This is a genomic window from Halorubrum sp. Atlit-8R, assembly GCF_003666025.1.
Lineage (GTDB): Archaea > Halobacteriota > Halobacteria > Halobacteriales > Haloferacaceae > Halorubrum > Halorubrum salinarum.
This window is the reverse complement of record NZ_QPLV01000004.1, coordinates 213,193-238,550: the sequence shown is the minus strand read 5'-3', so window position 1 is coordinate 238,550 and position 25,358 is coordinate 213,193. Positions and strand designations below refer to the sequence as shown.

Here is a 25,358-nt window from a genome sequence, read left to right as displayed (position 1 = left end):
ATTCCGGGTGTATTCCCCCAGTCGGACCGAGCGGGCGGGGCTCGCCCGGCGGGCGACCGGACGGCATCGAAACCATTAGTGTCGCCCGAGCGGAACCGCGGGGCATGAGCGACACCGATGCGGACGAGGACGAGGAGGCGGAAGCGGCGCCGGCCGTCGAACTCGGCGACGGGCCGGACGTGGCCGGCGAGCCGGTCGCCCGCGTCGCGTCGCGGCTCACGTGGCCCGCGACGCGCAGCGACGTCCGCGAACAGGAGGGCGACGCCGAGATCCGGACGCCCGACGGCCCGCAGACGCTCGACGACGTGCTCGCGGACTCGGAGGTGCCCCTCTTCGAGAGCCGGAGCGACTTCCTCCAGGCGGTCGAGGACGTCGTCGGCCGCGGCCCGGTCGCGACCGAGTAAGCGACGAGCGCGGCGACGCCGTTTCTACGAGACCCCCGAGACGACAAGAGATGTCTACTCCCTGGCGGTGGCGCGTGCCGACGAGCGCCCGACAGGGCGCGAGTCGCACGCGCGAGGGACGCGGTGAGCGACGGGCGACCGAAGGGAGCCCGGAGCGAACCGCGAGGCTGGGGAGGCGCGAGGTGCTGTGCGGTCGCGGTCGGGTGGGAATCAAAGGGGCAGCGGTGAGGCGGGCGCAGGCGTTCACGAGAGCGAAGCTCTCGTGAGCCAATCAGAACGCTTTGCGTTCTGATGACGACGTAAGGACCGCAGGGAGGGGAGCGAGCGGAGCGAGCGGGCGACTGAGGACCGCAGCGAGCGTGCGCCCGCCTCACCGCTGGGGCTTTGGCAGTGTTCGTCACCGATCCGTAGTCGCTACCACGTAAACGAGGATCTGCGTCGCCGAGATCCTATCCACTCGCCCCGCCGCTGTCCGATCCGTCCGGATCCAGCCACGCGGTCGCGAGCGACTCGAACGGCGCCGAGTAGCTCATCAGCGTCGTCCCGAGCACCGCCATCACGAGGACGTAGGCGACCGCGAACGCGTTGATCGTCGCCGCGAGCGCCGGATCGAACGAGCCGGCCTCCGCGCCGGAGACCGCGACGGTCGCGATGATGAGCGAGAACTCGCCGCGGGTGGTCATCCCCAGGCCGACGCGCGTCGAGCGGCGGGCGTCGAGGTCGAACGCGCGCCCCGCGAAGTAGCCGGTGACGGCCTTCGTCGGCGTGGTCACGACGACCGCGAGGGCGACGAGCGCCGCCACGTCGGCGAACAGCGCGGGGTCGGTGACGAGCCCGATCCAGAAGAAGAACACCGCGGCGAACACGTCGCGGACCGGCTCCAGGATCGTCTCGATGTCGTGGACCCGCCCGGTCGCGGAGAACGCCATCCCGACGAAGAAGGCAGCGACCGCCTCGCTGACGCCGAGCGCGAGCGCCGCGCCGGCGACGAACACGACAGCGGCGACGGCCCGGAGCGCGACGAACTCCATGTTGTCCGTCGCCACCAGCCGGTCGAACGCCGGCGTGCCGAAGCGGACGGCGGCGAGTAACACGAGGATGAACCCGACCGCGATCCCGACGTCCGCGGCGGCCGCGGCGACGTCGCCGCCGCCGAGCACGAGGGCGGACGCGACCGCGAGGTACACCGCGATGAACAGGTCCTCGTAGACGAGGGTGCCGAGCAGCGGCTCCGCCTCGTCGTTGGCGATCCAGCCGAGGTCGATGAGCGACTTCGTGATCACCGCCGACGAGGAGATGTAGACGATCCCCGCGATCAGGAACGCCGGGAGGAACGCCCCGAAGACGAGCCACCCGAGGACGAGCCCGACCCCGAAGTTCGCGAGGTCGATCGTCCCGGCCGTCCCGATCGGGCCCCGCCGGGCGAGCAGCCGGTCGAGGTTGAACTCCAGGCCGAGGAAGAACAGCAGGAAGACGATCCCCAGCTCCGCGCCGAGGGAGATGAACTCCGTCTCGGGGACGTAGACGGTCCCGACGACCGGGAGCGAGAGCCGCCCGAGGACGTACTGCCCGAGGAGCGTCCCGACGAGGATGTACGCGGGGATCACGGACTGCCCGAGGCGACTCGCGACCGCGCCGGCGGCCGCGACCGCGACGAACATGACGCCGACGTCGAGCAGCGCCACTACCGCTCACCCCGAGCGCCGACGGTCGCGGTCACCGGACCGCACGGAGCGGCCGCGGCGCCGAGGGGCGACGCGCCGAGTCCGCCGGTCATTCGGTGAGTATCTCTTCGAACGCCTCGCAGTTCTCCGGCGTGCCGACCCCGATCAGGGTGTCGCCCTCGCGGAGGGTGGTGTCGGCGCCCGGGCTGTCGAGCACCTCGTCGTCGCGCTGGATGGCGACGACCGCGAGCCCGGTTCGGTTGCCGATGTCGGCGCTCTCCAGCGTCTCCCCGACGAGCGGCGAGCCCGGTGGCAGCTCGTACCACTCCAAGAGGATACCGCCCGGCAGCGTCGTCTCCTGGGTCTCGGGCTCGACGGGCTGGAAGTACGCCCCCTCGATGATCGAGCCGATCGTCCGCGCGAGGTCGTCGGAGAACTCGAACGCCTTCTCGGAGTCGGCGTCCGGGTCGGACCGGCGGAACACCTCGCGTTTGCCCGTGTTGTGGATGACGACGACCATCTCCTCGCCGCCGCCCAGCTCGATCTCGAACTTCTTCCCGACCCCGGGGAGGTCGGACTCGGTGATCGTCATACGGAGCACAGAGAGCCCACCGTAATATGTCTGTACGTCGCCGGGCGAGGGGGACGAGTCCCGGTGGGTCGTCCGACTCCGGCGGGCGCCCGAGTCGGACGCGCGTCGGCCGCCGCACCAAACGCTAAGTGGGCCGGGTCCGAGGGGACGGGTATGTGGGGCTCCCGCGGGAGTCGGGACCGGCGGACGGTCGTGTGTATCGCGTGCGGCGACTCGGTGCTGCGGGAGGACGCGCGCGAGTACGACAAGGAAGGCGACCGCTGGAGCCGGCGCGACAAGGAGTTCGAGTACCTCTGTGCCGACTGCGACGACGAGATCTGCCACCAGCCGCGCGACGGGCTCGAATCGCTGCTCCGGTCGATCGAGGCGAACGGGCTCAGCGACGAGGAGTTCCTCGGGCGCTACGTCGACGCGGTGGCGGACGACGGCGCCCGGAGCGACGAGGGCGACGCGGGCGCCCGGTCGGACCGCGGCCGATCTGACCGCACGCGCTCCGACCGCGACCGCTCAGACCGCGACCGGTAGTTCTACCAGGCGCGGATTTGTACCCCGACGGTAGGCATGTGCGCCCTCCACGCAGCGGCCGCGACGCCCGTTCCGGCGGCCGTCGACCCCCTCGGCTCAGTCCCGACCGCGATCAGCGCCCTCGACCCGGTCCCGACCGCGATCGGCGCCGGCGCGCTGGTCCTCGGCATCGTCCTCCTCGCGCGCGGCGCGAGCGGCGCCCGCGACGCGGTTCGGGTCCTTCGAACCACGCCCACTGACCCGGCCGGACTCGACGGCGCGGAGCGGGGGATACGGGTCACCGGCCGCGCCGCCGCGGTCGACGACGAGACGCTCCCGGCGCCGTTCGGCGGCGACCCGTGCCTCTGCGTCGAGTACGACGTGTCCGAGCTGCGCAGCCAGGGGAAGGGCCAGTCGTGGGTCTCGATCGACGAGGGGGAGGCCGGCGTCCCCTTCCGGGTCGACGCCGGCGGGACCGGCGTCCGCGTCGACCCCGCGGCGGCGACGTTCTCGCTCGACGTCGACGAGAAGGTCAAGCTCGACGCCGGCGAGGAGCCGCCCGAGCGCGTCCGGGGGTTCATCGAGGCGGTCGACGAGGTCGACGACACGGAGACCGGGTACGAGGTCGGCCCGCTCACGATCGGCGACGACCCGCGGCGGCGGTACGTCCAGCGGGCGCTCCGCCCGGGCGACGAGGTGACGGTCGTCGGCGACGCCGCGGCGTTCCCGGACGCGCCGGTCGGCGAGGTGAAGTCGCGGGTCGCGGACGGCGCGCCGTTCGTCGTCTCGGACGCGACCGCGCGCCGGACCGCGCTCCGACTGGTCGGCGCGTCGGCGGTCCCGGTCGTCCTCGGCGCGGTCGCGCTCGCGGTGGCGGGGGCGACGCTGGCGCCGCTGCTCGCGGCGGCCGTCTGAGCGGCGACGCTCGGGCGGGCGCCGCGCGCCGCCTCACGCCGCCCGACAGGCCTTTCTAACGCACCCGCGTTGGTGGAGGTATGTCAGACGACGAGCCGAAGCCGGGGTCCGCCGAGGACCAGGGCCCCGTGACGATCACACCGGCGCTCGCGGACCGACTCGCGGAGAAGCGCGAGGAACTGTTCGAGGAGTTCGGGATCCGCGACGAGTTCCCGAGCGAGGTCCTCCGCGAGGCCGAGGCCCGGACCGAGGGCGTCTACGAGGAGATCGAGGCCGAGATCGACGAGCGCGAGGACCTCCGCGACCTCACCACGTGGACGACCGACCCGGTCGACGCGCAGGACTTCGACGACGCCATCTCCATCGAGCGCGAGGACGGGGCCTACCGGCTGTGGGTCCACATCGCCGACGTGACCCACTACGTCACGCCCGACACCGCGATGTGGGACGAGGCCGTCGAGCGGGCGAACACCGTCTACCTACCCGACTACACGATCCACATGCTCCCGCCGGTGCTGGCCGAGACCGTCTGCTCGCTCGTCCCGAACGAGGACCGGCTCGCGCACACCGTCGAGATGGAGATCGACGAGGAGACCCTCTCGTTCGAGGACATCGACATCTACAAGTCCGTCATCAACTCCGACGAGCGGCTCACCTACAAGGAGTGCGAGAACCGGCTCGACGACCCCGACCTCCCCCTGAGCGAGGAGAACCAGCTCGCCTTCGAGCTCGCGGATCGGATGCACGAGCAGCGCAAGGAGGACGGCTCGCTCGTCCTCAACCCCCGGCGCGACCGCGCGCACACCATCATCGAGGAGTCGATGCTGAAGGCGAACAAGGCGGTGACGCACACCCTGATGTGGGACCGCGGCGTCGAGGCGATGTACCGCGTCCACCCGCAGCCGACCCCGGACCAGTGGAACGAGGCGCTGAAGGAGATCCAGGAGCTCGACGGCGTCTCGATCCCCGGGAAGGCGTGGGGCGACGACCCGCGGAAGGCGGTCAACGCCGCCCTCGAAGAGTCCCCGGAGCGCCAGCTCAACAAGATCCAGCGCGCCGTGCTGAAGGTGATGCCCCGGGCGAAGTACATGAACGACCCGTTCGGCGGTCACCACGCGCTCAACTTCGACATCTACGGCCACTTCACTTCGCCCATCCGCCGGCTCTCCGACACGATCAACCACTGGATCGTCCACGAGAACGACGTGCCCGAGACCCTCGTCGAGCTGTGCGACCACGCCAGCGACAAGCAGAAGGACGGCGAGACCGCCGAGCGGCTCTACAAACAGTTCCTCCAGGAGCAGGGGCTCGACCCCTACGCGGTCAACAACCGCGGCGTCGAGGTCGTCGAGGACCCCGACGAGGCGAAACACACCGCCTGAGCGGCGAGGGATATACGCCCGTGCGGCCGCAAGGCGTGGTATGGACGCCCACGACCACGGCGACGCGGACCGGCACGCGAAGGACCCGCTCGAACCGACCGGCGACCCCGAGCGCGACGCGGAGCGCGCGGCGACGGTCGGCGGGTTCACCGGGGCCGTCCTCGGGGCCCGCGGCGGCCCGATCGGCGCCGGCATCGGCGCCTTCCTCGGCGGCTCGACCGGCTACGCGGTCGGCTACGCGCTGAGCGAACTGGAGTCGGCGGACCGCGACGAGTTCGGTGGCGACGGCGACCCGGGCGGCCACGAGGCGACGGAGTCCGGATCGGACGCGGCCGACGAGGGGCCCGTGACGATCGACGTCGAGGCCGAGGGCGAGGCAGACGGCGACGGCGACGACGACCCCGGCGCGCACGCTCACGAAGCCGACGAGGGCGAGGAGGATGACGACCACGAGGGAGAAGTCGCCGACGACGAGAGAGGCGACGACCGCGACGACTGACCCCCGCGGCGCGCGGCTGCCGCGGAGCGAACCTTGATTGCCGGCGGCGACGACCCGCCGCCATGGTAACCCAGCGCATCGTCGACCACTGCCTGTCGGTCGACGCCGAGCGGCCGGCCCTCCCGGCGCACCTGCTCGACTGGTTCGCGGTCGCGGTCGGCGGCGCGACCCACGCCGACTCCACCCCGGCGATCCTCGACGGCGTCCGGAAGATCGCGGGCCCGACGCCCGACCCCGAGAGCGACGCCGCCGCGACGCTCCTCCCGAGCGGCGAGCGGCTGACCCCCGCGGACGCGGCGCTCGCGAACGGCGCGCTCGCGCACAGCCTCGACTTCGACGACACCCACCTCGCCTCCTCGCTCCACCCGGGCGCGCCGGTGATCGCAGCCGCGCTCGCGGCGGCCGAGGGCGAGGGCCCGGAGACGCCCGCGGACCGGTTCCGTGAGGGCGTCGCGGCCGGCTACGACGTGGCCTGTACCGTCGGCGAGGCGGTCGGCCCGGACGCCCACTACGACCGCGGCTTCCACGTCACCGCGACCTGCGGGACCTTCGGGGCCGTCGCGGCGGCGGGCGTGGTCCGCGGGCTCGACGCCGACGAACTGCGGGACGCGTTCGGGATCGCGGGGAGCCAGGCGGCCGGCTCGCTCCAGTTCCTCGCGAACGGCGCGTGGAACAAGCGGCTCCACCCCGGGCTCGCGGCGCGCCGCGGCATCGAGGCGACCGACCTCGCGGCCGCCGGGGTCGTCGGCGCGGCCGAGCCCCTCGACGGCGAGCACGGCTTCTTCTCCGGCTACTCAGACGAGCCGAACCCCGCCGCCGTCGGCCGGATCGGCGAGCGCGACGCGGTCGCGGAGACGGGCCGCAAGCCGTACCCCTGCTGCCGCTACCTCCACGCCGCGATCGACGGGCTCCGAGAGATCGCTCCCGATGTCGACCCCGACGCGGTCGAGGGGATCGAGATCGCGATCCCGAGCGCGGGCGTCCGGCTCACGGGCGAGCCGATCGCGGCGAAGCGGCGCCCCGAGGGGTTCGTCGACTGCCAGTTCTCCGCGCCGTTCGCCGCCGCCGTGACGCTGACCGAGGGGACCGCCGACGCCGAGGCGTTCCTGCGCGCGGTCGGGCGCCTCGACGGGCCGCCGCGGTGGGACGACCCCGCGGTCCGCCGGCTGATGGACGCGACGACCGTGGAGACGGACCCGACGATCGAGGCGCGGTTCCCCGAGGAGTGGGGCGCGCGGGTGACCGTGACCGCCGGCGGCGAGACGCGCGAGGCGTCGGTGCGCGTCCCGCTCGGCGAGCCGGAGAAGCCGATGTCGGCCGCGGAGACGGAGGCGAAGGCGGCGGGCCTGCTCGCGGGCAGCGGCGTCGACGCCGACCGGCTGGCGGCCGTCGTCGAGTCGCTCGACGGGCGGTCCGTCGCCGACCTCGTCGACGCGGCGACGGCGGAGTGAGGCGAAGTGCGGCGTCGGCCCTCAGTCGTCGCCGGACGGCTTCCCGACGATGACCGGGCGGTCCGCGTTGAGGATGACGGACTGGCTGACGCTGCCGAACAGCGCCTTCCCGACCGGGGAGCGCTCGCGCATCCCGAGCACGATCGAGTCGACGTCGCGGTCGGCCGCGACCGCGAGGATCGCGTCCGCGGCGTCGCCGACGTGGAGCTCCCGGTCGTGGGAGATTCCGAGCTCGTCGAGCCGGGCCTCGACGGCCTCCAGCGAGTCGGGGATCCCGCGGAGGTCCTCGATCGACTCGTTGATCTCGTCGATGACCGACGACCCCGCCTCGTCGGCGGGCGCGTCGACGGACTCGTACACGTGCAACAGCGTGACCTCGATCTCCGCGGCGTCGGCCGGGAGCGATTCGAGGATGTCGACCTGCGAGAGCGCGCGGTCCGTCTCGATGTCGACGGGCAACAGGACGTGGTACATACGGCGAGATTGAACGCCGCCCTTCTTAAACACCCCCGCCGGATCCGAGGCCCCGCGAACGCCGCGCCCTCGTCGAGTCAGTCGGGGATGAGGCGACGGCGCTCCGGATCAGTCCCGGCGCGTCGCGAACCGGGCTACGGCGGTCGCCGCCAGCGCGCCGAGCGCCGCGATGACCGCTAGGACGACGAACAGCTCGCGTGGCCCGGCGCGGGTGAGGACCGTCCCGGCCAGCGTGGAGCCGAGCGCGCCGATCCCGAAGATCCCGACGTACGTGTAGCCGAACGAGAGGCCGCGCGCCTCGCTCGGCGAGTAGGCCGCCACCGTCGCCTGCGAGAGGGGTTGGACCGTGAACAGCGCGACGCCGAGCGCGAGCGACACCGCGACGAAGGTGGCGACCGCGCCGGTCGCCGGGACGAAGAGCAGCGCGAGCGCCGACAGGGCGGCCATCAGCGCGACGAGACCGCGCTCCGGCGGGACGCGGTCGGCGATCCGGCCGCCGAGGTACTGGCCGAGCACCCCGACCGTGAGTACCGCCACGTAGAGGTACCGGCCCACGTCGAACTGGTCGGCGTAGGGGCTCTCGGGGTCGACGATCTGGAGGTCGACGAGGCCGCCGAGCACGTCGCCCAGCAGGTCCGGCAGGAACGTGAGGAACGTGCGGTAGTAGAGCCCGCTGAACGTGACGAACGCGAACACGATCAGGAACCCGCCCGCGACCAGGAGCCGCGTGTCCGTCGCGATCGACGACAGCGAGACCTCGCCTTTGGTCCCGCCGGCCGAGTCGCTCGACTCGCCGTTCGGATCTTTCCCGTCCGGATCAACCCCGTCCGGATCTTCCCCGTCGGAATCCTTCTCGTCCCCGGACTGAAGCGCAGCGTCCACGTCGACGGTGACCCCGTACGCCGCGACGGCAAGCGCGGGCAGCGCGAGCGCCGCCGTGACCAGCCGCCAGTCGAACGCCAACAGCAGCAGCGCGGTCGCCAGGGGGCCGAGCGCGATGCCGAGGTTGCCGCCGATCCCGTGGTAGCCGAGCGCGGTCCCGCGCTGCTCGACCGCCTTCGAGAGCAGCGACAGCCCCGCGGGGTGGTAGACGCTGGCGGTGAGCCCCCACACCGCGACGGCCGCGGCGAGGACGGGGAGCGTCGGCGCGACGCTCACGAGCAGGAACGACCCGGCCATCCCGACGAGGCAGGCGAGGATGAGCGGCTTCGAGCCGAACCGGTCGACCAGGATGCCGCCCGGCAGCGCCCCGAGGCCGAAGAGGCCGTAGCCGAGCGTGACGACGACGCCGAGCGCGGCGGCGGTCGTCGAGAACCGCCCGACCCACACCGTCAGCAGGATCGGGATCGACAGCTCGTAGGTGTGGACGAGCCCGTGCGACCCCGCGGTGAATCCGACGATCCGGCGCTCGGCGGCGTCCATGTCGGCCGACGGTTCGGCGGGTCGGCTGATAACGTCGGGGGTAGCCGCCGCGGTTGCCGAGAGTCGGGCGCGCGTCGGCCGGGGGACGGCGCCGGGATCGCTACTCCGCCATCGCCGTCTCGCCGACCGGCGGCTCGGCGCGGATGACGGCGACGACGAGGACGGCGGCGACGACGCAGATCCCGGCGAGTAGCGTCCAGCTCGCGCCGTACGTGGCGGTGTCCGCGAGGTAGCCGAACGCGGGCGGGGCGAACAGCGCCCCGGAGGTCAGGGCGACCTGACAGCCGGCGGTCGCGCTCCCCATCTGGTCGGCCGGGACGAGCGTCGCCATCACGGAGTAGTAGACGCCCGTGAACCCGAGGACGAAGAAGCCGAGCGCAGCGAACGCGACCGCGGCGGTCGCCTCCGTCGAGGTCCGGGCGACGACGAGGAACAGCCCCGCGCTCGCGAGCGTCTGGACGAGGAGGATGCCGCCGATCCGGACCTGCGGGTCGCCGGGGAGGCGGTCGGAGAGCCACCCGCCGAGGAGCCGCCCGGCGCTGCCGAACAGTTGGACGACCGCCAGCACGGTGCCGGCGAACGCGACCGACGCGCCGACGGACTCCTCGACGTAGAGGACGGTGTACCCCGTGGTCGTGAAAAGCGCCGCGCCGAGGAACAGCCCGGCGACGACGAGCAGGACGTACGGCCGGTTGCCCGCCAGCCCGCGGAGGTCCGGACGGCTCGCCGCCCCGCCGCCGGCGCCGCGGTAGAGGACCCCGAAGACGAGCGCGACGAGGAAGCCGAACCCCGCGGCGATCAGGAAGCCGGCCTGCCAGAAGAGGTAGCCCGCGAGCCCGGTGACGAGCAGCGCGCTGATCCCGCTCCCGCCGGTGACGCCGACCTGCTTGATCCCCATCGCGGTGTTCTGCCGGCCGGGCTGGACGCTGTCGTATATCGCCTTGTTCGTCCCCGGCATCGCGACGCTGTAGACGGAGCCGAGCAGGAAGACGGCGACGAGGAGGAGGGCGTAGGAGGGCGCGCCGGCGACGAGGACCATCCCCGCGGCGAGGCCGACGAGGCCGAGCGAGAGGGTCTTCCGCTCGCCGACGCGGTCGGTTATCGCCCCCACCGGCAGCAGGAACAGCGCGTACCCGAGCGTCAGCGTCGTGACGACGAGGCCGACCCGGAACCGGGAGAGCCCGAACTCGTCGCGGAAGAACGTCGTCGCGGCGAAGACGGTGTAGTAACAGACGCTCGCGGACACCTGCCACAGCGTCACCAGGGAGACGGTGCGCCAGTAGGAGCGGTCCATTCACCGCCCGCCACCACGTCCCGGTTCATAAGCGGTGCCGTCGCGGCAACCCGACGGCGCGGCGACCTCGCGGGCGACCACCTCGGGGGCGGCCGGATCGCCCTTTCCGCGGCGCGAACTGCCCGGTCACGAATCCTTATGAGCCGCGGCCGGGAGGTGCTCCCATGACGCAGGACTGGCGGGACTCGGTCGAACTCACCGAGCAGCAGTCGCTCGTGCGGCGCAGCGTCCGGGACCTCTGCGCCGAGTTCGGCGACGAGTACTGGCGCGAGCGCGACCGGACGGCGACGTACCCCACGGAGTTCGTCGACGCGCTCGCCGACGACGGCTGGCTGGGCATGCTCGTGCCCGAGGAGTACGGCGGCGTCGGCATGTCGACGAGCGAGGCCGTGGTGATGATGGAGGAGATCGCCGCGAGCGGCGGCGGCTTCGCCGGCCCGCAGTCGATCCACGGCGGGATCTACAACTCCGTCCCGATCGTGAAGTACGCCGACGAGGAGCTGAAGGCGGACCTCCTGCCGCGCGTCGCCGACGGCGACGCCCGCATCCAGGCGTTCGGCCTCACCGAGCCGAACGCCGGCTCCGACTCGACGGCGATGGAAACGCGGGCGGAGCGCGAGGCGCCGCGCGCCTCGGAGCGGAGCGGCACCGCCGCGGAGCGGGACGGCGACGAGTACGTGGTCAACGGCGAGAAGGTGTGGATCTCGCGGGTCGAGGACAGCGACTACCTCCTCCTGATGGCGCGGACGACGCCCAGAGACGAGGTGGACAAGCGCACCCGCGGCATCTCGATGATCCTCGTCGACCTCGAGGAGGCCTACGGGAACGGGCTGGAGATCGAGCGGATCCCGAAGACCGCGAGCCGCGCGGTCCACTCCTACCAGCTGTACTTCGACGACCTGCGCGTCCCCGCGCGGAACCTGATCGGCGAGGAGGGCGAGGGGTTCTACCAGGTCCTCGACGGGCTCAACGAGGAGCGGCTGGTGATCGCCGCCGAGTGCCTCGGGCTCGGCGAGGTCGCCCTGGAGCGCGGCATCGAGTACGCGAACGAGCGCGAGGTGTTCGGCGGCCCCATCGGCGCCAACCAGGCGGTCCAACACCCGCTCGCGGAGGCGTACGCCGACCTGCTCGCGGCCAAGAAGGTGATCTACAGCGCGGCCGACCGCCTCGACGACCTCGAACGCACCGCGGCGGGCGCGGAGGCGAACGTCGCGAAGTACCTCGCCGCCGAGGCGGCGTTCGAGGCGGCCGACGCCGCGGTCCAGACCCACGGCGGCTTCGGGGTCGCCCGCGAGTACGACGTGGAGCGCTACTTCCGCGAGGCCCGCCTGACGCGGCTCGTCCCGGTCACCCAGCAGCTCGCCCTGAACTACCTCGGCGAGCGCGTGCTGGGGCTGCCGCGGTCGTACTGACTCGCCGGGAAGAGTCGTTTATAAATCAACGGTGCGGTGGCGCGTGCCTGCGAGCGGCCGCCGAAGTCGGCCGCGAGGAGCACGCGCGAGGTCGCCGGCGCTACGCGCCGGCTGCCAGAGGGACCTTCGGTCCCTCGCTGGAGTCGGTGGTCCGGAGCGAAGCGGAGGACCACCGACGAGGCTGGGGAGGCGTGAGGTGCCGTGCGGCGCGGGGCGGGACTCAAAGGGGCAGTCGCGAGGCCGGCGCAGGCGACGCAAGCACCGCAAGGAGTGAGCGTAGCGAACGACTGAGGAGCGCAGCGAGCGTGCGCCGGCCTCGCGACTGGGGCTTTGGCGGTGTTCACCGTCGGTCCCTTCTCTACTATTTACAAATACGGAGCGGACGGCGTCGTTGTCACCGAGTCAGCTAAAAAAGCCCCGACGAATCGGGTCCTCTATCGCTTCCGGCCGGAGATCATGCCCGCCGCGCCGCGCAGGGTCCCCAGCGGGTTCGGGCGGCCGATGACCGTCTGGAGCCCGTACAGCGCGAGGACGGCCGCCAGGGCGCCGAACTGGACCATCTGCATCGGGTGGACCATCGCCAACACGCCGGCGACGAAGAAGGCGATCCGCAGCCCGTACGTCTGCCCGCGGCCGAACACGAACTGGTAGTTGATCCCGTGGATGATCGCGAGCGAGCCGAGCATCGCGAGCACGCCCGCGGACAGCGAGGCGTAGTTGAAGCTCCCGGAGACGAGTTCGGGGTGGTAGGCGAAGGCGAACGGGAGGACGAAAAGCGGCGCGGAGATGCGCAGCGCCTCCTTACAGCTCCCCCAGAAGCCGCCGCCGGAGATGCCGCAGGTGACCGCGACGCAGGTGGCGATGGGCGGCGTCAGCCCCGCCAGGATGGCGGCGTAGAACACGAAGAAGTGGCCCGCGAACTCGGGCACCGCGAACTGGTTGATCAGCGTCGGCGCGACGAGCAGCGCCACGACCGTGTACGCGGCGGTCGTCGGCATGCCGAGGCCGAGGATGATACAGATGATCATCGCCAGCATGAACGCGACGATGGCGATGCCGCCCGACAGGTCGAGCAGCGTGAGCGAGATGGCGGTCGGGACGCCCGTCGCCATCAGGATGTCGACGACGCCGTTGATCGCCGCGAGGATGATCGTCACCGGCGCGACGACGATGACCCCCTCGCGGAAGCCGTCGATCGTCTGTTCGAGCGTCTCGACGAACGCCTCGCGGTTGCTCTCGCCGTCGAGGGCCGCCTGGATCTGCGGGACGCCGATCCCGAAGGCGATCATCGACAGCGCGGTGTACAGCGCCGCGGTCATCACCGTGTACTGGAGCACGCCCAGCACGTAGATCAGGATGACGAGCGGCACGCCGTACTTCACGGACTCCAAGAGCACCGTCCGGCGGTCCATCTGATCGCCGATGAGGCCGTCCATCTCGGGGTCGTCGATCTGCGGGGCCGCCACGTAGTGGACGGCCATCGCGATGGAGACCACGAGGACGGCGGCGGGGATCAGCCCCGCGATGATGACGTCGACGTAGGTGACGCCGGTGATGAGCGACGCCATGATGAACGCCCCCGCGCCCATCACGGGCGGGAGCACCTGGCCGGCCGTCGACGCGACCGCCTCGATGCCGCCGGCGGTCTCCGGTTTGATCCCGTTCTCCTTCATCAGCGGGATGGTGAACGAGCCGGTCATCCCGGCGTTTGCGGTCTGACTCCCGTTGACGGAGCCGATGACCGCGCTCGCGATGACGGCCGTCTGGGCGATCCCTGAGTCGACGTACTTCGCCGAGCGGACCGCCAGCCGCAGGATGAGGTCGAACGCGCCGTACGCCTTCAGCAGGCCGGCGTACAGCAGGAACAACGCGATCCACGCGGCCACCAACCGGGTGAGGAAGCCGAAGAAGCCGTCGACGCTCACCACGAGGATCCGGAGGATGCGCGAGGGGCTCAGGCCGCCGTGGCTCAGGGCGCCGGGCATCTGCGGGCCCGCCAGCCCGTAGCCGATGCCGATCAGCACGACCGCGAGGAAGGTGATCCCGAACGAGCGCCAGGTCAGGTAGATCATCGCGAGCGTGAACGCGAACGCCAGCATGATCTGCGCCTCCGTCGCGCGCCCGACCGTGTCGATCGCGACCTGCTGGTAGTTCAGGAAGAGGTAGCCGCTCGTTCCCAGGGTTATCAGCCCGGAGACGACGAGCAGCGCCGTCTCGATCCAGTTGCCCTCGATCAGCGGCTCGTCGAGCTCCGAGAGGACGTACAGCCCGAGGATACCGCCGAGGAACGCGACCGCGTACTGCCCGCGGGGCATCTGCTGGGTGTACGAGTACCACATGACGATCATCCAGAACGGGATCGAGTAGCAGATGAGCGCCATGCGGAGCCGCTCTTCGATGCCGGAGCCGAGCCAGAGGATCGCCGCGGCCACGACCGCGACGCCGCCGACGCCGGCGATGCCGACCATCGTCGTCGACCCGTCAATCTCGGTGCCCAGCAGCGCGGGCGCGACGACGGTGGGGCCGAAGACGACGGCCACCCAGAGCGGCAGCGAGAGGAGGTACAGCCAGAGCTGTCTCCTGCCGCGGTCGCCGTCCGCGAGGTCGAGCGACTCCTCGTCGGCGAGCAGGCTGTCCTCCGCTACGTCGGGGTCAGTCGGCGGATCGGTCGGGTCGGGTGGTGTGTCGGGGTTGGTGGCCATCCGTCAAAGGGTGAAAGGGGGTGGTCAGGGTGGTTGTGCGCGCGTCGTCGGGACTACTCGTCGCCGCGGCTCCAGGAGTCCTCCCAGACGTCGTTCTCCTCGAAGAAGTTCGCCACGCCGGCGTGGATGTCGATCTCCGGGATCACGGTCTGGGTCATCGCTTCGGGCGAGTACTCCAGCGTCGTCGGGTCGGACTCGCGGAGCGTCTCCTCGTGCTCGATGGCGAGCCGGCAGATCTCCTCGGTCGCGCGGGCCGGGATGTCGGGGCTGAACGCCCACTGGCCGGCGAGCGACCAGGTCGTCATCGTGTCGGTGTAGGCGGTGACGTCCTGCTCGTACCCGTACGGCTCGACCTCCTCGAGGATCGCGCCGGGGTGCTCCTCGATGACCGAGCGGAACTCGTCGTCGACCTCCAGCAGGTTCAGGCCGCCGCCGGAGCGGACGTCGACGTTCTGACACCAGCCAGAGAGGGCGACGCCGTTCGCGCCGTACAGACAGAGCGCGTCGACGCGGCCCTCCTCGACGGCGCCGGGAATGTCGCCCGTGTCGAGGTTGAGGATCTCGTTCGGCTCCCACATGCCGGCCTCCTTGAGGATCTCCTCGGTGAGCAGTCGCGTCCCGAAGCCGGGCTGGATCGGGTAGATCGTGTAGCCGCCCTCGCGGAGGTCGGCGACGGACTCAACGCTGTCGTTGAGGCCGACCCAGTGGATCTGCAGCGAGGTGAACAGGAAGCCCTGGTTCGGCAGGGTGTCGACGGGGTCCTCCGCGAACGGCCCCTCCTCGTTGAGCGCCTTCGCCAGCGAGTTGTTGTCGACGCCCATCGCCGGGATGTCGCCGTTGTCGTAGGCGTACAGGTTCGCCGTCCAGCCCTGCGTCTCCTGAACGGAGATGTTCAGGAAGTCGCTGTGCTGGGAGGCGGCGCGGGCGAGCGCCTGGCCCGCCGCCTGCGTCGAGCTGCCGGTGGACGTCCCGCCGATGGTGACCGTCACGTCGCCGCCGCCGTCGCCGCCGTCACCGCCGTCGCCGCCGTCGCCGCCGCCGGAACAGCCGGCGAGTCCGACGGCGCCCATCGCGGCCGCGCCCTTCACAACGTCGCGTCGAGTCGTCTTGTCACTATCTACCATGTAGTTCCGCCAACATCGTGGACCGCTAAAAGGGTATCGTCGCGCCCGAGAATTGACGGAAAGCGAGGGGATCGACCGGAAAACGAAACTACGGTCCGAGTAACAGTCCGGGTTTTTTCACTGCTTACGCGTTGGAAAAACGGATCTCGCGCGGTTACGAGTCGGTCGACCCCCACGAGAACGCTGATGGAAGGTGATGCGGCGTGTTGCCCCCGTCCTCGGCCGCTCGCGCGCGGTACGCTTCCAGGTCCTCGCGGAAGGAGGGGTCGGCCACCGCGATCAGCTCTGCGGCGCGCTCGCGGGGCGACAGGCCGCGGAGGTCGGCGACGCCGTGCTCGGTGACGACCACGCTCGCGTCGTGCTCGGTGTGGTCGGCGTGCGGCGTCAGCGGGACGACCCGCGAGACGTCGCCGCCGACCGCCGTGGCGGGGAGCGCGACGACGCCGAGCCGGCAGTTGCGGGCGAAGTCGCCGCCGCCGCCGATGCCGTTGACGACGCGGGTGCCGCCGATGTGGGTGGCGTTGACGTTGCCGTACAGGTCGACCTCGACGGCGCTGTTGACGCCGACGACGCCGAACCGGTCGATGAGCTCCGGCGCGTTCGACACGTCCGCCGGGCGCAACACCACGTCCTCCGCGTAGCGCTCGACGTCCGCGAACAGCCGCTCTTGCCCCTCGCTCGACAGCGCGAGCGAGGTGGCGCTCGCGCCGCGGAGGTCGCCCGCGTCGAGCATGTCGAGGAGGCCGTCCTGAACCACCTCGCCCACGTACGCCACGTCGCGGTCGCCGAAGTCCACGTCCGCGAGCGCGCCCATCAGCGCGTTCCCGAGGCTACCGACGCCGAACTGGAGGTTCACGGCGTCGGCGAGCAGGGGGTTGCGGTCGAGTTCGGCCTCCAAGAACCCGCCGAGGTTCGCCGCGATGGCCTCGTCGGTGGCGGAGACGTCTCGGAACTCGTAGGGGTCGTCCGGGCGGTCCGTCTCCACGACCGCGGCGAGCTTCTCGGGGTCGAACCCGACCGCCGGGCCGCCGGTCTCGCCGAGGGGGTCGTCGAGCGGGATCGGCGCCCGGTTCGGCGGGTCGTCGCGGACGTGGACGTCGTGGACGCGGGCCAGGTCGATCGGTTGCGCCCGGTTCACCTCGACGATAAGGCGGTCGGCCGCACCCACGTACGCGGGCGTGTGACCGATGGAGGTGGAGGGGACGAGCCAGTCGGGCCCGACCGCGACCGCCTCGACGACCGCTATCGTCTCGCCGCGCATCCCCGCGCGGAGGCCGCCGAACCGCACCTCGTCGGCGAGCCGCGAGATGTGGCGGTCGTGGAAGGCGAGCCGGCCCTCGTTGGCCGCCTCGCGGGAGGTCTCGTTCGGGACGAACGGGTAGCGCCGGGCCATGTCGCCGGACTCGACGAGGTCGCGGTCGATCTCGTCGCCGACGCCGCCGCCGGATATCACGGTCAGCTCGCGCTCGCCGTCGGCCGCGGCGACGGCCTCGGGGACCAGCTTCGGGTAGCCGACGCCGCCGAAGCCGGAGACGAGCAGCGTCGCGGTCTCGGGGACTAAGGCGGCCGCCTCCTCGGGGGCGGCGAACGGGAGGTCGCCGCCGAGCCGCGTCGCCGGGACCGGGTCGTCGAGGGTCGGCGCCGCGGGACCGGAGGGCGCGGGCGTCACTCTAAGTCCTCCGGCTGGGTGCCGATCCCCTCCGGCCACCCCGTCGGCTGCGCCGCGCTCGGCTGCGCGTGCGACCGCTTGAGCACCATCGGCGTGCGCTCCAAGGAGAGCACCAGCTCGTCGTCCTGGTTGTACGTCCGCAGCTCCGTGGTGACGATGCCGACGTGGTCGCGCGAGGAGGACTCGCGCTTCTCTATCACCTCGGACTCGGCGAACAGCGTGTCGCCGTGGAAGACCGGCGCGTGGTGGCGGATCTCGTCGTACCCGAGGTTCGCGGTCGCGTTCGCCGACACGTCGATGACGCTCATCCCGACCGCCAGCGCGATGACGAAGGTCCCGTCGACGAGGCGCTCGCCGAACTCCGTCTCGGCGGCGTACGCCTCGTTGAAGTGCATCGGGTTGAGGTTCATCGAGAGGTTGGTGAACCAGACGTTGTCCGTCTCGGTCACCGTCCGCCCGTAGGGGTGTTTGTACACGTCCCCGACCTCGAAGTCCTCGTAGTACCGGCCCTCCCAGCCGCCGACGAGCCGGCGGTCGGCACCCCCGTCGGTAGCCGGGGTCCCGTCGGTCGCCGCGCCCTCGCCGGTCGCCGATCTCCGGTCGTCCGCGCCGTCGTGTGCGTCGCTGTCTCGTACCATACCGCTCCCGACAACGAACGGCTAAAAGAGGATTGCGCTCGCGGCCCCGTCCGCCGGATCGGTCGCGCTGAACGCTACAGCGAGGACGTGTACAGCAGCAGTCCGACGGCGACCAGCGAGACGAGCAGGATCCACCCGACCATGATGGCCCCCATCTGACGGTGCGTGAGGTTCGTGCCCTCGAGTATCTCGGAGACGCCCATACGCCGACGGATTCGCCGAGAGTATTTAATCGCTTCCAACGGACGAAGCGGACTCGCGGGCCTAACGAGCGAACGAAGTGAGCGCAGGAGTGGACTCGCGGGGATTCTGAACCAGAACCAGACGTGCTCGCTCGCGTCGCTCGCTGCGCGCGACTGGTAGGGTTCAAATCCCCGCTCATTAAGATATGCGCCGCTCGCGACGTTGCTCGCGGCGCAAAAACATGGACTCGCGGGGATTTGAACCCCGGGCCTCTTCCTTGCGAAGGAAGCGATCTGCCACTGATCTACGAGCCCTCACGACGAAGCAATCGCCGTTCGTATTTGTACCTTACCTTTCGCCGACCGGTACGCGAGAGGCTCCCACTCGTCGACCGAACGGGTTCGGCCGGTGTACCCGACACCCGCGAACCCGGCCGGCACCGACGGGATTAGGTACCGCGAGCGCGAATTCGCTGACACGACGCGGATTCTCGCCGCCGGCAGTCGAATAACGTTTTTGAGACGCATCCCACATTCGTTACCCTTTTGGCCGCGGACGACCGAGCGTTCGGTATGTCAGACGCGACGGCGACCGACGCGGCGGCCGACGTGGACCCGGCCGCGCTCGCGGCCCTCAAACACGTCGGGCTGGTCGGCGGCCTCTCCGAGACGAAGGTGTCGTGCGCGGCGCTGGGCGACCGGCTCGACGCCTCCACGCAGACCGCTTCCCGGCGCCTCCAGACGCTCGAATCCGCGGGCTACGTCGAGCGCGACGTGGTCAGCGACGGGCAGTGGGTCCGCGTGACGGACGCGGGCGAGGCCGCGCTCCGCGCGGAGTACGCCGACTACCGCCGGCTGTTCGAGTCGGACGTCGAGCTCTCGCTCCGCGGCGCGGTCACCGGCGGGATGGGCGAGGGACGCCACTACATCACGCTGCCGGGCTACGCCGAGCAGTTCCGCGAGCGGCTCGGCTACGACCCGTTCCCGGGGACGCTCAACGTGAACCTCACGGAGGAGAGCGTCCGCCGACGCGGCGAGATGGCGGGCATCGACGCCGTCCCGATCGAGGCGTGGGAGGGCGAGGACCGCACCTACGGCGCGGCCACCTGCTACGGCGTCACCCTCGTCGCGGACGGCGAGCGCTACGAGGCGGTCCACGCCATCGTCCCCGACCGGACCCACCACGACGACGACCAGCTCGAACTGATCGCGCCGGACCGGCTGCGCGACGCGCTCGACCTCGAAGACGGCGACAGCGTGGAGGTCCGCGTCGAACCCGCGAGCCGCGCCGACGAGCCCGGGTCGGCCGCGGTCGAGACGGAGGTCGCCTGATGCGCGCCGACGTCGACGCCGATCCGGACGCGGCGGGGGCCGACGCCGGCGAGACCGCCGAGGGGACGGACCCGGTCGAGCGCGCGCTCGACGCCTTCCGCGCCGGCGACCCGGTCTGCGTCCACGACTTCGCGGACCGCGAGGGGGAGACGGACATCGTCTACCCCGCGGGCGCGGTCGACGAGGCCGCCGTCGCGCACATGCGCAACGACGCCGGCGGCCTGATCTGCGTGGCCGTCAGCGACGCGGTCGGCGACGCGTTCGACCTGCCGTTCCTCGCGGACGCGCTCGACCACCCCGCGGTCGACGACGACCCCGACTACGACGACCGCTCCTCGTTCTCGCTCCCCGTGAACCACCGCGAGACGTTCACCGGGATCACGGACGCCGACCGCGCGAAGACCATCGTCGAGGTGGCGAACGCGGCCGCGCGGGTCCGCGACGACCCGACCGGCTACGGGCCCGAGGAGTTCGCCGCCGAGTTCCGCGCGCCCGGCCACGTCCACGTGCTGCGCGGCGACCGCGACGGCCTCGACGGCCGGACCGGCCACACCGAACTCGGCCTCGCGATGGCCGAGGCCGTCGGCGCCGCGCCCGCCGCCGTGGTCTGCGAGATGCTCGACGACGAGACCGGCGACGCGCTCGCGCCCGCGGACGCCGCCGCCTATGCGGCCCGCCGCGACATCCCCTACGTCGAGGGCGCGGCGCTCGTCGAGGCGCTGAAGTAACTCCTTCTCACGCTTCGCGGTGGCGCGTGCCTGCGAGCGGCCGCCCTCGGCGGCCGCGAGTCAGCACGCGCGAGGGAGTCGCTGGCGCCACCGGCGCCAGCGACGAGGCTGGGGAGGCGTGAGGTGCGGTTGCTGTGCGGGGCGGGACTCGAAGGGGCAGTCGCGAGGCCCGCGCAGGCGACGCAAGCACCGCAGGAACGAGCGAAGCGAGTGACGAGGAGCACAGCGAGCGTGCGCGGGCCTCGCGGCTGGGGCTTCGGCGGCGTTCGTCACGGATCTGCTCACGACCACTTATAAGAGAGCGACTGGGGCTTCGGAGGTGTCTATCGCCGTCGCTTCCAGTAGCGATTACGGACACGAGATCCGTCGACGCGAACGCTCCGAACGGCACCACGCCGGTCAACGACCCGCCCGGATCGCCGCGACCCGCCTGGACACCCACCCGACGAGCCAGTACTGCCAGACCGCCGTTCCGGCCGCGCCGAGGGCGAACGACGCGACGACGATCAGCGGCGATGCGCCGGACCACCCGAACCAGATCCCGAGGTACGTGCCCCCCACTAGCGGCCACGCGAGCACCGCGGCTGTCGGGATCATGACGACGGCGATCGACGACACGTCGGCGAGAGCGACGACGAGGCCGACGGCGGTGACCCCGGCGAGCGCGGCGGTCGTGGCGGCCCGCGACCGCGACGGCGTCGGGACGCGGTCGGGCGCGAGCGCGACGACGGCCGCGGCTACGACGTACGCGAGCGCCGGCAGCGCGGCGACGAACAGCGCCTTGACGACCACGGGCCACGGGTCGAGCGCGAGGAGTCCGGCGACGCCGAGGACGTAGCCGGCCGCGAGGAGCGGGAGGAGGTGCTGGCGCCGGGAGCGGAGGGCGTCGCGGACGGCCGCGCGGGACCCGGCCATGCCGATATTCCGGGCGCGACGGGTAATGGGCCTTCGGGGGCGCACGGCGACCGTTCCGGCAGTCCCAGGCCGGTTGTCACAGTTTTAAGCCCGCCGACCGCAACGACGAACCATGGGATTCGACGAGATGGACGTCGACACGATCTGGAAGAACGGGGAGTTCCTCGACTGGGAGGACGCGACGACCCACGTTCTGACGCACGCGCTCCACTACGGGAGCGGCGTGTTCGAGGGCGTCCGCTGTTACGACACCGAGCGGGGGCCGGCCATCTTCCGGTGGGACGAACACCTCGACCGGCTGTTCGACTCCGCGAAGATGTACGACATGGACATCGAGCACTCCCGCGAGGAGATAACCGAGGCGACCCTCGAACTGCTCGACCGGCAGGACCTGGAGTCCTGTTACATCCGGCCGATCGCCTACTACGGCTACGACTCGCTCGGCGTCTCGCCGAAGGACTGCCCGACCGACCTCGTCCTCGCGGCGTGGCCGTGGGGCGCCTACCTCGGCGAGGAGGCGCTCGAGGACGGCGTCGACGTGATGGTCTCCTCGTGGCGGAAACACGCGTCCTCGCAGGTGCCGACGAACGTGAAGACGACCGGTCTCTACGTCAACTCCATGCTGGCGGGCGAGGAGGCGCGCCGGAACGGCTACGTCGAGGCCATCGTCCTCAACAAGGAGGGCAACGTCGCGGAGGGGCCCGGCGAGAACGTCTTCATGGTGAACGACGGCGAGATATACACCACCGGGCCCGCCCAGTCCATCCTCGAAGGGATCACCCGCGACACCGTGATCACCCTCGCCGAGGAGCGCGGCTACGAGGTCCACGACGAGGCCGTCATCTCGCGGGGGCAGCTGTACACCGCCGACGAGCTGTTCTTCACGGGGTCCGCCGCGGAGGTCACCCCGATCCGCTCGGTCGACGACACGGAGATCGGCGCGGGCACCCGCGGGCCGGTGACCGAGGAGCTCCAGAGCGCCTTCTTCGACCTGGTCGAGCGCCGGACGGACGACCACGACGAGTGGTTCACGTACCTGTAGCCCGCGCGACCCCGTCTCGATAGAGCGGTTACTCACCGGAACGTAGACCGTCTACTCGCCGGAACTCAGACCCTCTACTCGCCGGAACTGCCGCCGTCGGCCGCCGACCCCTCCCCGTCGCTCGGGGTGCCGTCGGTCCGGACGTGCCCGTAGCCGCCGGGAGCGTCCGCCCCGTCCCCCTCCGCGGGGGCCTCCTCGTGGACGGGCACCTGGTGGGCCGACTCCGCGAACCCGGCCGAGAGGACGCGCGTCATCCCCTCCTCGACCGTCTCGCCGGTCTCCTCGATCCGCTCCGGCTCGACCTCGATGACGAACCCGGTGGTGATGTTCGGCGCGGTCGGCATGAACAAGACGATCTTGCCGTCGCGGGTCTTCTTGCCCGTCCGGAAGGCCGTCATCCGGATCCCCGGCCACGTCTCGATGTACACCGGGCTCTGGAGCTCGTCCGTGCCGGAGATCGCCGTCTCGATCGCGAGCTTCGAGGCGTTGTACACCACCCGCAGCGCCGGGATCCGGTTTATCGCGTCGTCCACGGCCGACTCCGCCAGGCGCCCGAGCGTGGTCCGCATGAAGTACCCGACCGCGAGGACGACGGTCGCGAACACCGCGAACGCGATGACGACGCGCGAGACGGGCTCTAAGGGCGCGGGGATGACCTCGGGCTGGAGCCCCTCGATCAGCGGGATCGACGCGATGTACTGGTAGATCCAGCGGAGGACCAAGAGGAGGACGAGGAGCGGCGCCAGCACGATGAGCCCGCTGGCGAAGTCGCGTTTCCACGTGGACATCTATCGGATCGGTATGTGTCGGCAATCCTTAAGAGGGCTTCCACGCGGCGGCGGCCCGAGGCCGGCCGGCGGTCGCCTCGCCTACCCGCCCAACACCGCCCGCACCGCGAACGTCAGGTTCTCCTTGCGCTCGCGGACGCGGCGGTAGAAGTACGAGAGCCACTTGCCGCCGTACGGGGCGTACTGGTACACGTCGACCCCCTGCGCGGCGAGGTCGCGCTGGGCGTCCTCGCGGACGCCCATCAGCATCTGGACCTCGTAGTCGGCGCCGCCCTCGCGCGAGAGCCGGTCGGCGAGCGAGATCATCTCGGGGTCGTGGCTCCCGACCGCGATCCCGCGGTCGCGGCGCTCGAAGAGGAACCGGAGGTCGTCGCGGTACGCCTCGTCGACGCGCGCCTTGTCGGTGTACGCGATCGACGACGGCTCGTCGTAGGCCCCCTTCACGAGCCGGATCTTGCCGGGGACGTCGACGAGGCGGTCAAGGTCGTCGGCGGTCCGCTTGAGGTTCGACTGGATGCACTGGCCGACGCTCCACGGATAGTCGGCCGCGATGGACTCGAAGGCGTCGAGGGTGGCGTCGGTGGTGTCGGCGTCCTCCATGTCGCACCAGACGAACGCGCCGAGCTCGTCGGCGCGGGCGACGATCTCGCGGTAGTGCTCCTCGAACAGGTCCGCCGACACGTCCATTCCGATCTGGGAGGGCTTCACCGAGACGCAGGCGTCGAGGCCGCTGTCGGCGATGTCGTCGAGGAGCTGGAGGTAGGCGTCGGCGTCCGCGCGGGCGTCCGCGGGGTCGTCGTAGTGCTCGCCGAGCAGGTTCAGGATGACCGCGACGCCGTCCTCGTTCGCCGCCCGAGCGTGGTCGAGGGCGGACGGGACGCTCTCGCCGGCGACGAACCGACTGGCGATGGGGGGAATCATACGAACAGTTCCGGTCGGGGCGAACTTTACCTTTGCCGACCCGGCGGCGACGACCGCAAGCCCGATCCGGGGTTTATAAAACGCCGCGCGCCGGCGGTGAGGACATGATCGGTACGCTCGTTGCGACCGCGTTCTGGGCGATGCTCCCGGCGTACGTCCCCAACAACGCCGCGGTGCTGGCCGGCGGGGGCCGCCCCATCGACGGCGGCCGCGAGTGGCGCGGCGCGCGGCTGCTCGGCGACGGGAAGACGTGGCGCGGGACCGCGGTGGGGACACTCGTCGGCGTGCTGCTCGCGCTCGCGCTCAACCGCCTCGCCGACCCGGCGAGCGCCGCGCTCGGCGCCGACCTGCCGACGTTCGCGCTCCCGGCGGCGGTCGCGCTCGCGTTCGGCGCGATGTGCGGCGACATCGGCGCCTCCTTCCTCAAGCGCCGGTCCGGGCGCGAGCGCGGCGCCGCGTTCCCCGGGCTCGACCAGTTGGACTTCGTCGTCGGCGCGCTGGTCCTCGCCTTCGTCGTCGACACCGACTGGGCGCTGGCGGTGTTCACGCCGCGGGTCCTCGCGGTCGTCCTCGTGATGACGCCCGTCCTCCACGTGGTCACGAACGTCGGGGCGTACGCGCTCGGCGTCAAGAACGAGCCGTGGTGAACGCGACGGGAATCGTCTTCCGCGACAGGAATTACCTTCTGTGACGGCCAACACGTTCCGAACTTTCGTAGTTGCGCTTCCGGTCAGAAAAACTGATCGAACGGTCGCGTAATTCACAGCGACGAGAACGGCAGAAAGATATATATGCTGGTGTGGCATACCATGGCACGCATGTCTAGTAGTGCACCCAGCTCGGACGACGACGTGTTCGACGAGTTCCTCTCGGATCACGGCCACGAGACAGAGATCGTAAGCTGGGAGCGATCCTATAACAAGCTCCAGTGTCCCGAGTGCGGTGCGCTCCACGAGGAAGGAACGGCGCGGTGTTCGGTCTGCGACTGGCGGCCGAACTGACCCCCGCGGCGACGCCGCGGTGTAGGGATTTTCTTTCCGTCGTACTCCCCGGTAGTATTATGAGGAATTACCCGATAGTGACTACCATGCCGACCTGTCAGAACTGCGGTTCGTTCGTCACGACAGATTACGTTCGGGTGTTCACTCCGAACGAGGTCGATCGGCCCCGCGTCTGTCCGGCCTGCGAGGACCTGGTCCGCGACGGCGCCGACGTCCGCGAGGCCCGCGCGACGCGGAGCAGTTGACGGCCGCCTGGCCGGCGAGGCGCCCGTCCGTCGCGGCCGGGCCGGAGCCCGGGGCGAC

General features: G+C 71.2%; 26 protein-coding genes and 1 tRNA gene. 13 read left to right on the top strand and 14 right to left on the bottom strand.

Annotated features, from left to right (window positions below):
- Positions 1-104 precede the first annotated feature (104 nt).
- Complete coding sequence (locus tag DVK05_RS12155; protein ID WP_053772440.1) at positions 105-404, top strand: DUF5789 family protein; 300 nt, start codon at positions 105-107, stop codon at positions 402-404.
- Between the two features lie 449 nt (positions 405-853).
- Here the strand turns inward: DVK05_RS12155 and DVK05_RS12150 are convergent, their stop codons facing one another.
- Together DVK05_RS12150 and DVK05_RS12145 are read right to left on the bottom strand one after the other, a co-directional pair.
- Complete coding sequence (locus DVK05_RS12150) at positions 854-2,089, bottom strand: cation:proton antiporter (protein WP_121563616.1); 1,236 nt, start codon at positions 2,087-2,089, stop codon at positions 854-856.
- A gap of 88 nt (positions 2,090-2,177) precedes the next feature.
- On the bottom strand, positions 2,178-2,660 hold the full coding sequence (locus tag DVK05_RS12145; protein ID WP_121563614.1) for a cation:proton antiporter regulatory subunit: 483 nt from the start codon (positions 2,658-2,660) through the stop codon (positions 2,178-2,180).
- A 153-nt stretch (positions 2,661-2,813) separates the two neighbouring features.
- Here DVK05_RS12145 and DVK05_RS12140 point away from each other — a divergent pair, with 153 nt between their 5' ends.
- The 5 genes from DVK05_RS12140 (at position 2,814) to DVK05_RS12120 (ending at position 7,411) form a co-directional block, all read left to right on the top strand.
- Entirely contained in the window at positions 2,814-3,185 is a 372-nt protein-coding gene (locus DVK05_RS12140; RefSeq protein WP_121563612.1) for a hypothetical protein, read from the top strand.
- Positions 3,186-3,221: 36 nt separating this feature from the next.
- The gene (locus tag DVK05_RS12135) at positions 3,222-4,079 is read left to right on the top strand and encodes a hypothetical protein (RefSeq protein WP_121563610.1); all 858 of its coding nucleotides are present in this window, start codon (positions 3,222-3,224) and stop codon (positions 4,077-4,079) included.
- A gap of 80 nt (positions 4,080-4,159) precedes the next feature.
- Positions 4,160-5,461, top strand: a complete 1,302-nt coding sequence (locus tag DVK05_RS12130) for a ribonuclease R family protein (RefSeq protein WP_121563608.1) — start codon at positions 4,160-4,162, stop codon at positions 5,459-5,461.
- A 40-nt stretch (positions 5,462-5,501) separates the two neighbouring features.
- Positions 5,502-5,960 carry a hypothetical protein gene (locus tag DVK05_RS12125; RefSeq protein WP_121563606.1) on the top strand — a complete coding sequence of 153 codons (459 nt, stop codon included), beginning with the start codon at positions 5,502-5,504 and terminating at the stop codon, positions 5,958-5,960.
- A 62-nt stretch (positions 5,961-6,022) separates the two neighbouring features.
- A complete protein-coding gene (locus tag DVK05_RS12120) occupies positions 6,023-7,411 on the top strand; it encodes an MmgE/PrpD family protein (protein WP_121563604.1) in 1,389 nt (462 codons plus the stop codon).
- Between the two features lie 21 nt (positions 7,412-7,432).
- Here DVK05_RS12120 and DVK05_RS12115 read toward each other — a convergent pair whose 3' ends face one another.
- The 3 genes from DVK05_RS12115 to DVK05_RS12105 form a co-directional block, all read right to left on the bottom strand.
- Entirely contained in the window at positions 7,433-7,885 is a 453-nt protein-coding gene (locus DVK05_RS12115; RefSeq protein ID WP_121563602.1) for a universal stress protein, read from the bottom strand.
- A 108-nt stretch (positions 7,886-7,993) separates the two neighbouring features.
- The gene (locus DVK05_RS12110; RefSeq protein WP_121563600.1) at positions 7,994-9,307 is read right to left on the bottom strand and encodes an MFS transporter; all 1,314 of its coding nucleotides are present in this window, start codon (positions 9,305-9,307) and stop codon (positions 7,994-7,996) included.
- Positions 9,308-9,407: 100 nt separating this feature from the next.
- Positions 9,408-10,601: an MFS transporter gene (locus tag DVK05_RS12105; protein WP_121563598.1), complete on the bottom strand. Its 1,194-nt coding sequence runs from the start codon at positions 10,599-10,601 to the stop codon at positions 9,408-9,410.
- Positions 10,602-10,765: 164 nt separating this feature from the next.
- Between DVK05_RS12105 and DVK05_RS12100 the strand changes: the two genes are divergently transcribed.
- On the top strand, positions 10,766-12,013 hold the full coding sequence (locus DVK05_RS12100; RefSeq protein WP_121563596.1) for an acyl-CoA dehydrogenase family protein: 1,248 nt from the start codon (positions 10,766-10,768) through the stop codon (positions 12,011-12,013).
- A gap of 434 nt (positions 12,014-12,447) precedes the next feature.
- Here DVK05_RS12100 and DVK05_RS12095 read toward each other — a convergent pair whose 3' ends face one another.
- The 6 genes from DVK05_RS12095 to DVK05_RS12075 form a co-directional block, all read right to left on the bottom strand.
- Positions 12,448-14,715: a TRAP transporter fused permease subunit gene (locus DVK05_RS12095; RefSeq protein WP_121563594.1), complete on the bottom strand. Its 2,268-nt coding sequence runs from the start codon at positions 14,713-14,715 to the stop codon at positions 12,448-12,450.
- A gap of 53 nt (positions 14,716-14,768) precedes the next feature.
- Positions 14,769-15,839 (bottom strand): TAXI family TRAP transporter solute-binding subunit, encoded by a 1,071-nt coding sequence (locus DVK05_RS12090; RefSeq protein WP_233559373.1) that lies wholly within the window; start codon positions 15,837-15,839, stop codon positions 14,769-14,771.
- A 154-nt stretch (positions 15,840-15,993) separates the two neighbouring features.
- Complete coding sequence (locus DVK05_RS12085) at positions 15,994-17,508, bottom strand: acetyl-CoA hydrolase/transferase C-terminal domain-containing protein (RefSeq protein ID WP_121563591.1); 1,515 nt, start codon at positions 17,506-17,508, stop codon at positions 15,994-15,996.
- Positions 17,505-18,146, bottom strand: a complete 642-nt coding sequence (locus tag DVK05_RS12080; RefSeq protein ID WP_121563588.1) for a MaoC family dehydratase — start codon at positions 18,144-18,146, stop codon at positions 17,505-17,507. Before DVK05_RS12080 ends, DVK05_RS12085 begins: the two co-directional genes overlap by 4 nt.
- 74 nt (positions 18,147-18,220) lie before the next feature.
- Positions 18,221-18,349: a hypothetical protein gene (locus tag DVK05_RS17715; protein WP_255409714.1), complete on the bottom strand. Its 129-nt coding sequence runs from the start codon at positions 18,347-18,349 to the stop codon at positions 18,221-18,223.
- A 222-nt stretch (positions 18,350-18,571) separates the two neighbouring features.
- Positions 18,572-18,643, bottom strand: a tRNA-Ala gene (locus DVK05_RS12075).
- A 258-nt stretch (positions 18,644-18,901) separates the two neighbouring features.
- On the opposite strand from DVK05_RS12075, the gene DVK05_RS12070 reads away from it, so the two are divergent.
- Positions 18,902-19,660: a DUF120 domain-containing protein gene (locus DVK05_RS12070; protein ID WP_121563797.1), complete on the top strand. Its 759-nt coding sequence runs from the start codon at positions 18,902-18,904 to the stop codon at positions 19,658-19,660.
- Positions 19,660-20,388, top strand: coding sequence for a 3,4-dihydroxy-2-butanone-4-phosphate synthase (gene ribB, locus DVK05_RS12065; RefSeq protein WP_121563586.1), 729 nt, complete (start codon positions 19,660-19,662; stop codon positions 20,386-20,388). The genes DVK05_RS12070 and ribB overlap by 1 nt, the downstream gene beginning before the upstream one ends.
- 399 nt (positions 20,389-20,787) lie before the next feature.
- Here ribB and DVK05_RS12060 read toward each other — a convergent pair whose 3' ends face one another.
- A complete protein-coding gene (locus DVK05_RS12060; protein ID WP_121563584.1) occupies positions 20,788-21,303 on the bottom strand; it encodes a hypothetical protein in 516 nt (171 codons plus the stop codon).
- Positions 21,304-21,415: 112 nt separating this feature from the next.
- Between DVK05_RS12060 and DVK05_RS12055 the strand changes: the two genes are divergently transcribed.
- Positions 21,416-22,345, top strand: coding sequence for a branched-chain amino acid transaminase (locus DVK05_RS12055; RefSeq protein WP_121563582.1), 930 nt, complete (start codon positions 21,416-21,418; stop codon positions 22,343-22,345).
- Between the two features lie 74 nt (positions 22,346-22,419).
- On the opposite strand, the gene DVK05_RS12050 is transcribed toward DVK05_RS12055, so the two are convergent.
- Both DVK05_RS12050 and DVK05_RS12045 read right to left on the bottom strand, forming a co-directional pair.
- Entirely contained in the window at positions 22,420-23,133 is a 714-nt protein-coding gene (locus DVK05_RS12050; protein WP_121563580.1) for a DUF502 domain-containing protein, read from the bottom strand.
- 81 nt (positions 23,134-23,214) lie between these two features.
- Entirely contained in the window at positions 23,215-24,054 is an 840-nt protein-coding gene (locus tag DVK05_RS12045) for a proline dehydrogenase family protein (protein ID WP_121563578.1), read from the bottom strand.
- Positions 24,055-24,158: 104 nt separating this feature from the next.
- On the opposite strand from DVK05_RS12045, the gene DVK05_RS12040 reads away from it, so the two are divergent.
- From DVK05_RS12040 to DVK05_RS17375, 3 genes are all read left to right on the top strand, one after another.
- The gene (locus DVK05_RS12040; protein WP_121563576.1) at positions 24,159-24,701 is read left to right on the top strand and encodes a CDP-2,3-bis-(O-geranylgeranyl)-sn-glycerol synthase; all 543 of its coding nucleotides are present in this window, start codon (positions 24,159-24,161) and stop codon (positions 24,699-24,701) included.
- Positions 24,702-24,872: 171 nt separating this feature from the next.
- Entirely contained in the window at positions 24,873-25,055 is a 183-nt protein-coding gene (locus tag DVK05_RS12035) for an HVO_0416 family zinc finger protein (protein ID WP_053772426.1), read from the top strand.
- Positions 25,056-25,141: 86 nt separating this feature from the next.
- Positions 25,142-25,300 (top strand): hypothetical protein, encoded by a 159-nt coding sequence (locus DVK05_RS17375; protein ID WP_167551915.1) that lies wholly within the window; start codon positions 25,142-25,144, stop codon positions 25,298-25,300.
- Positions 25,301-25,358: the final 58 nt, after the last annotated feature.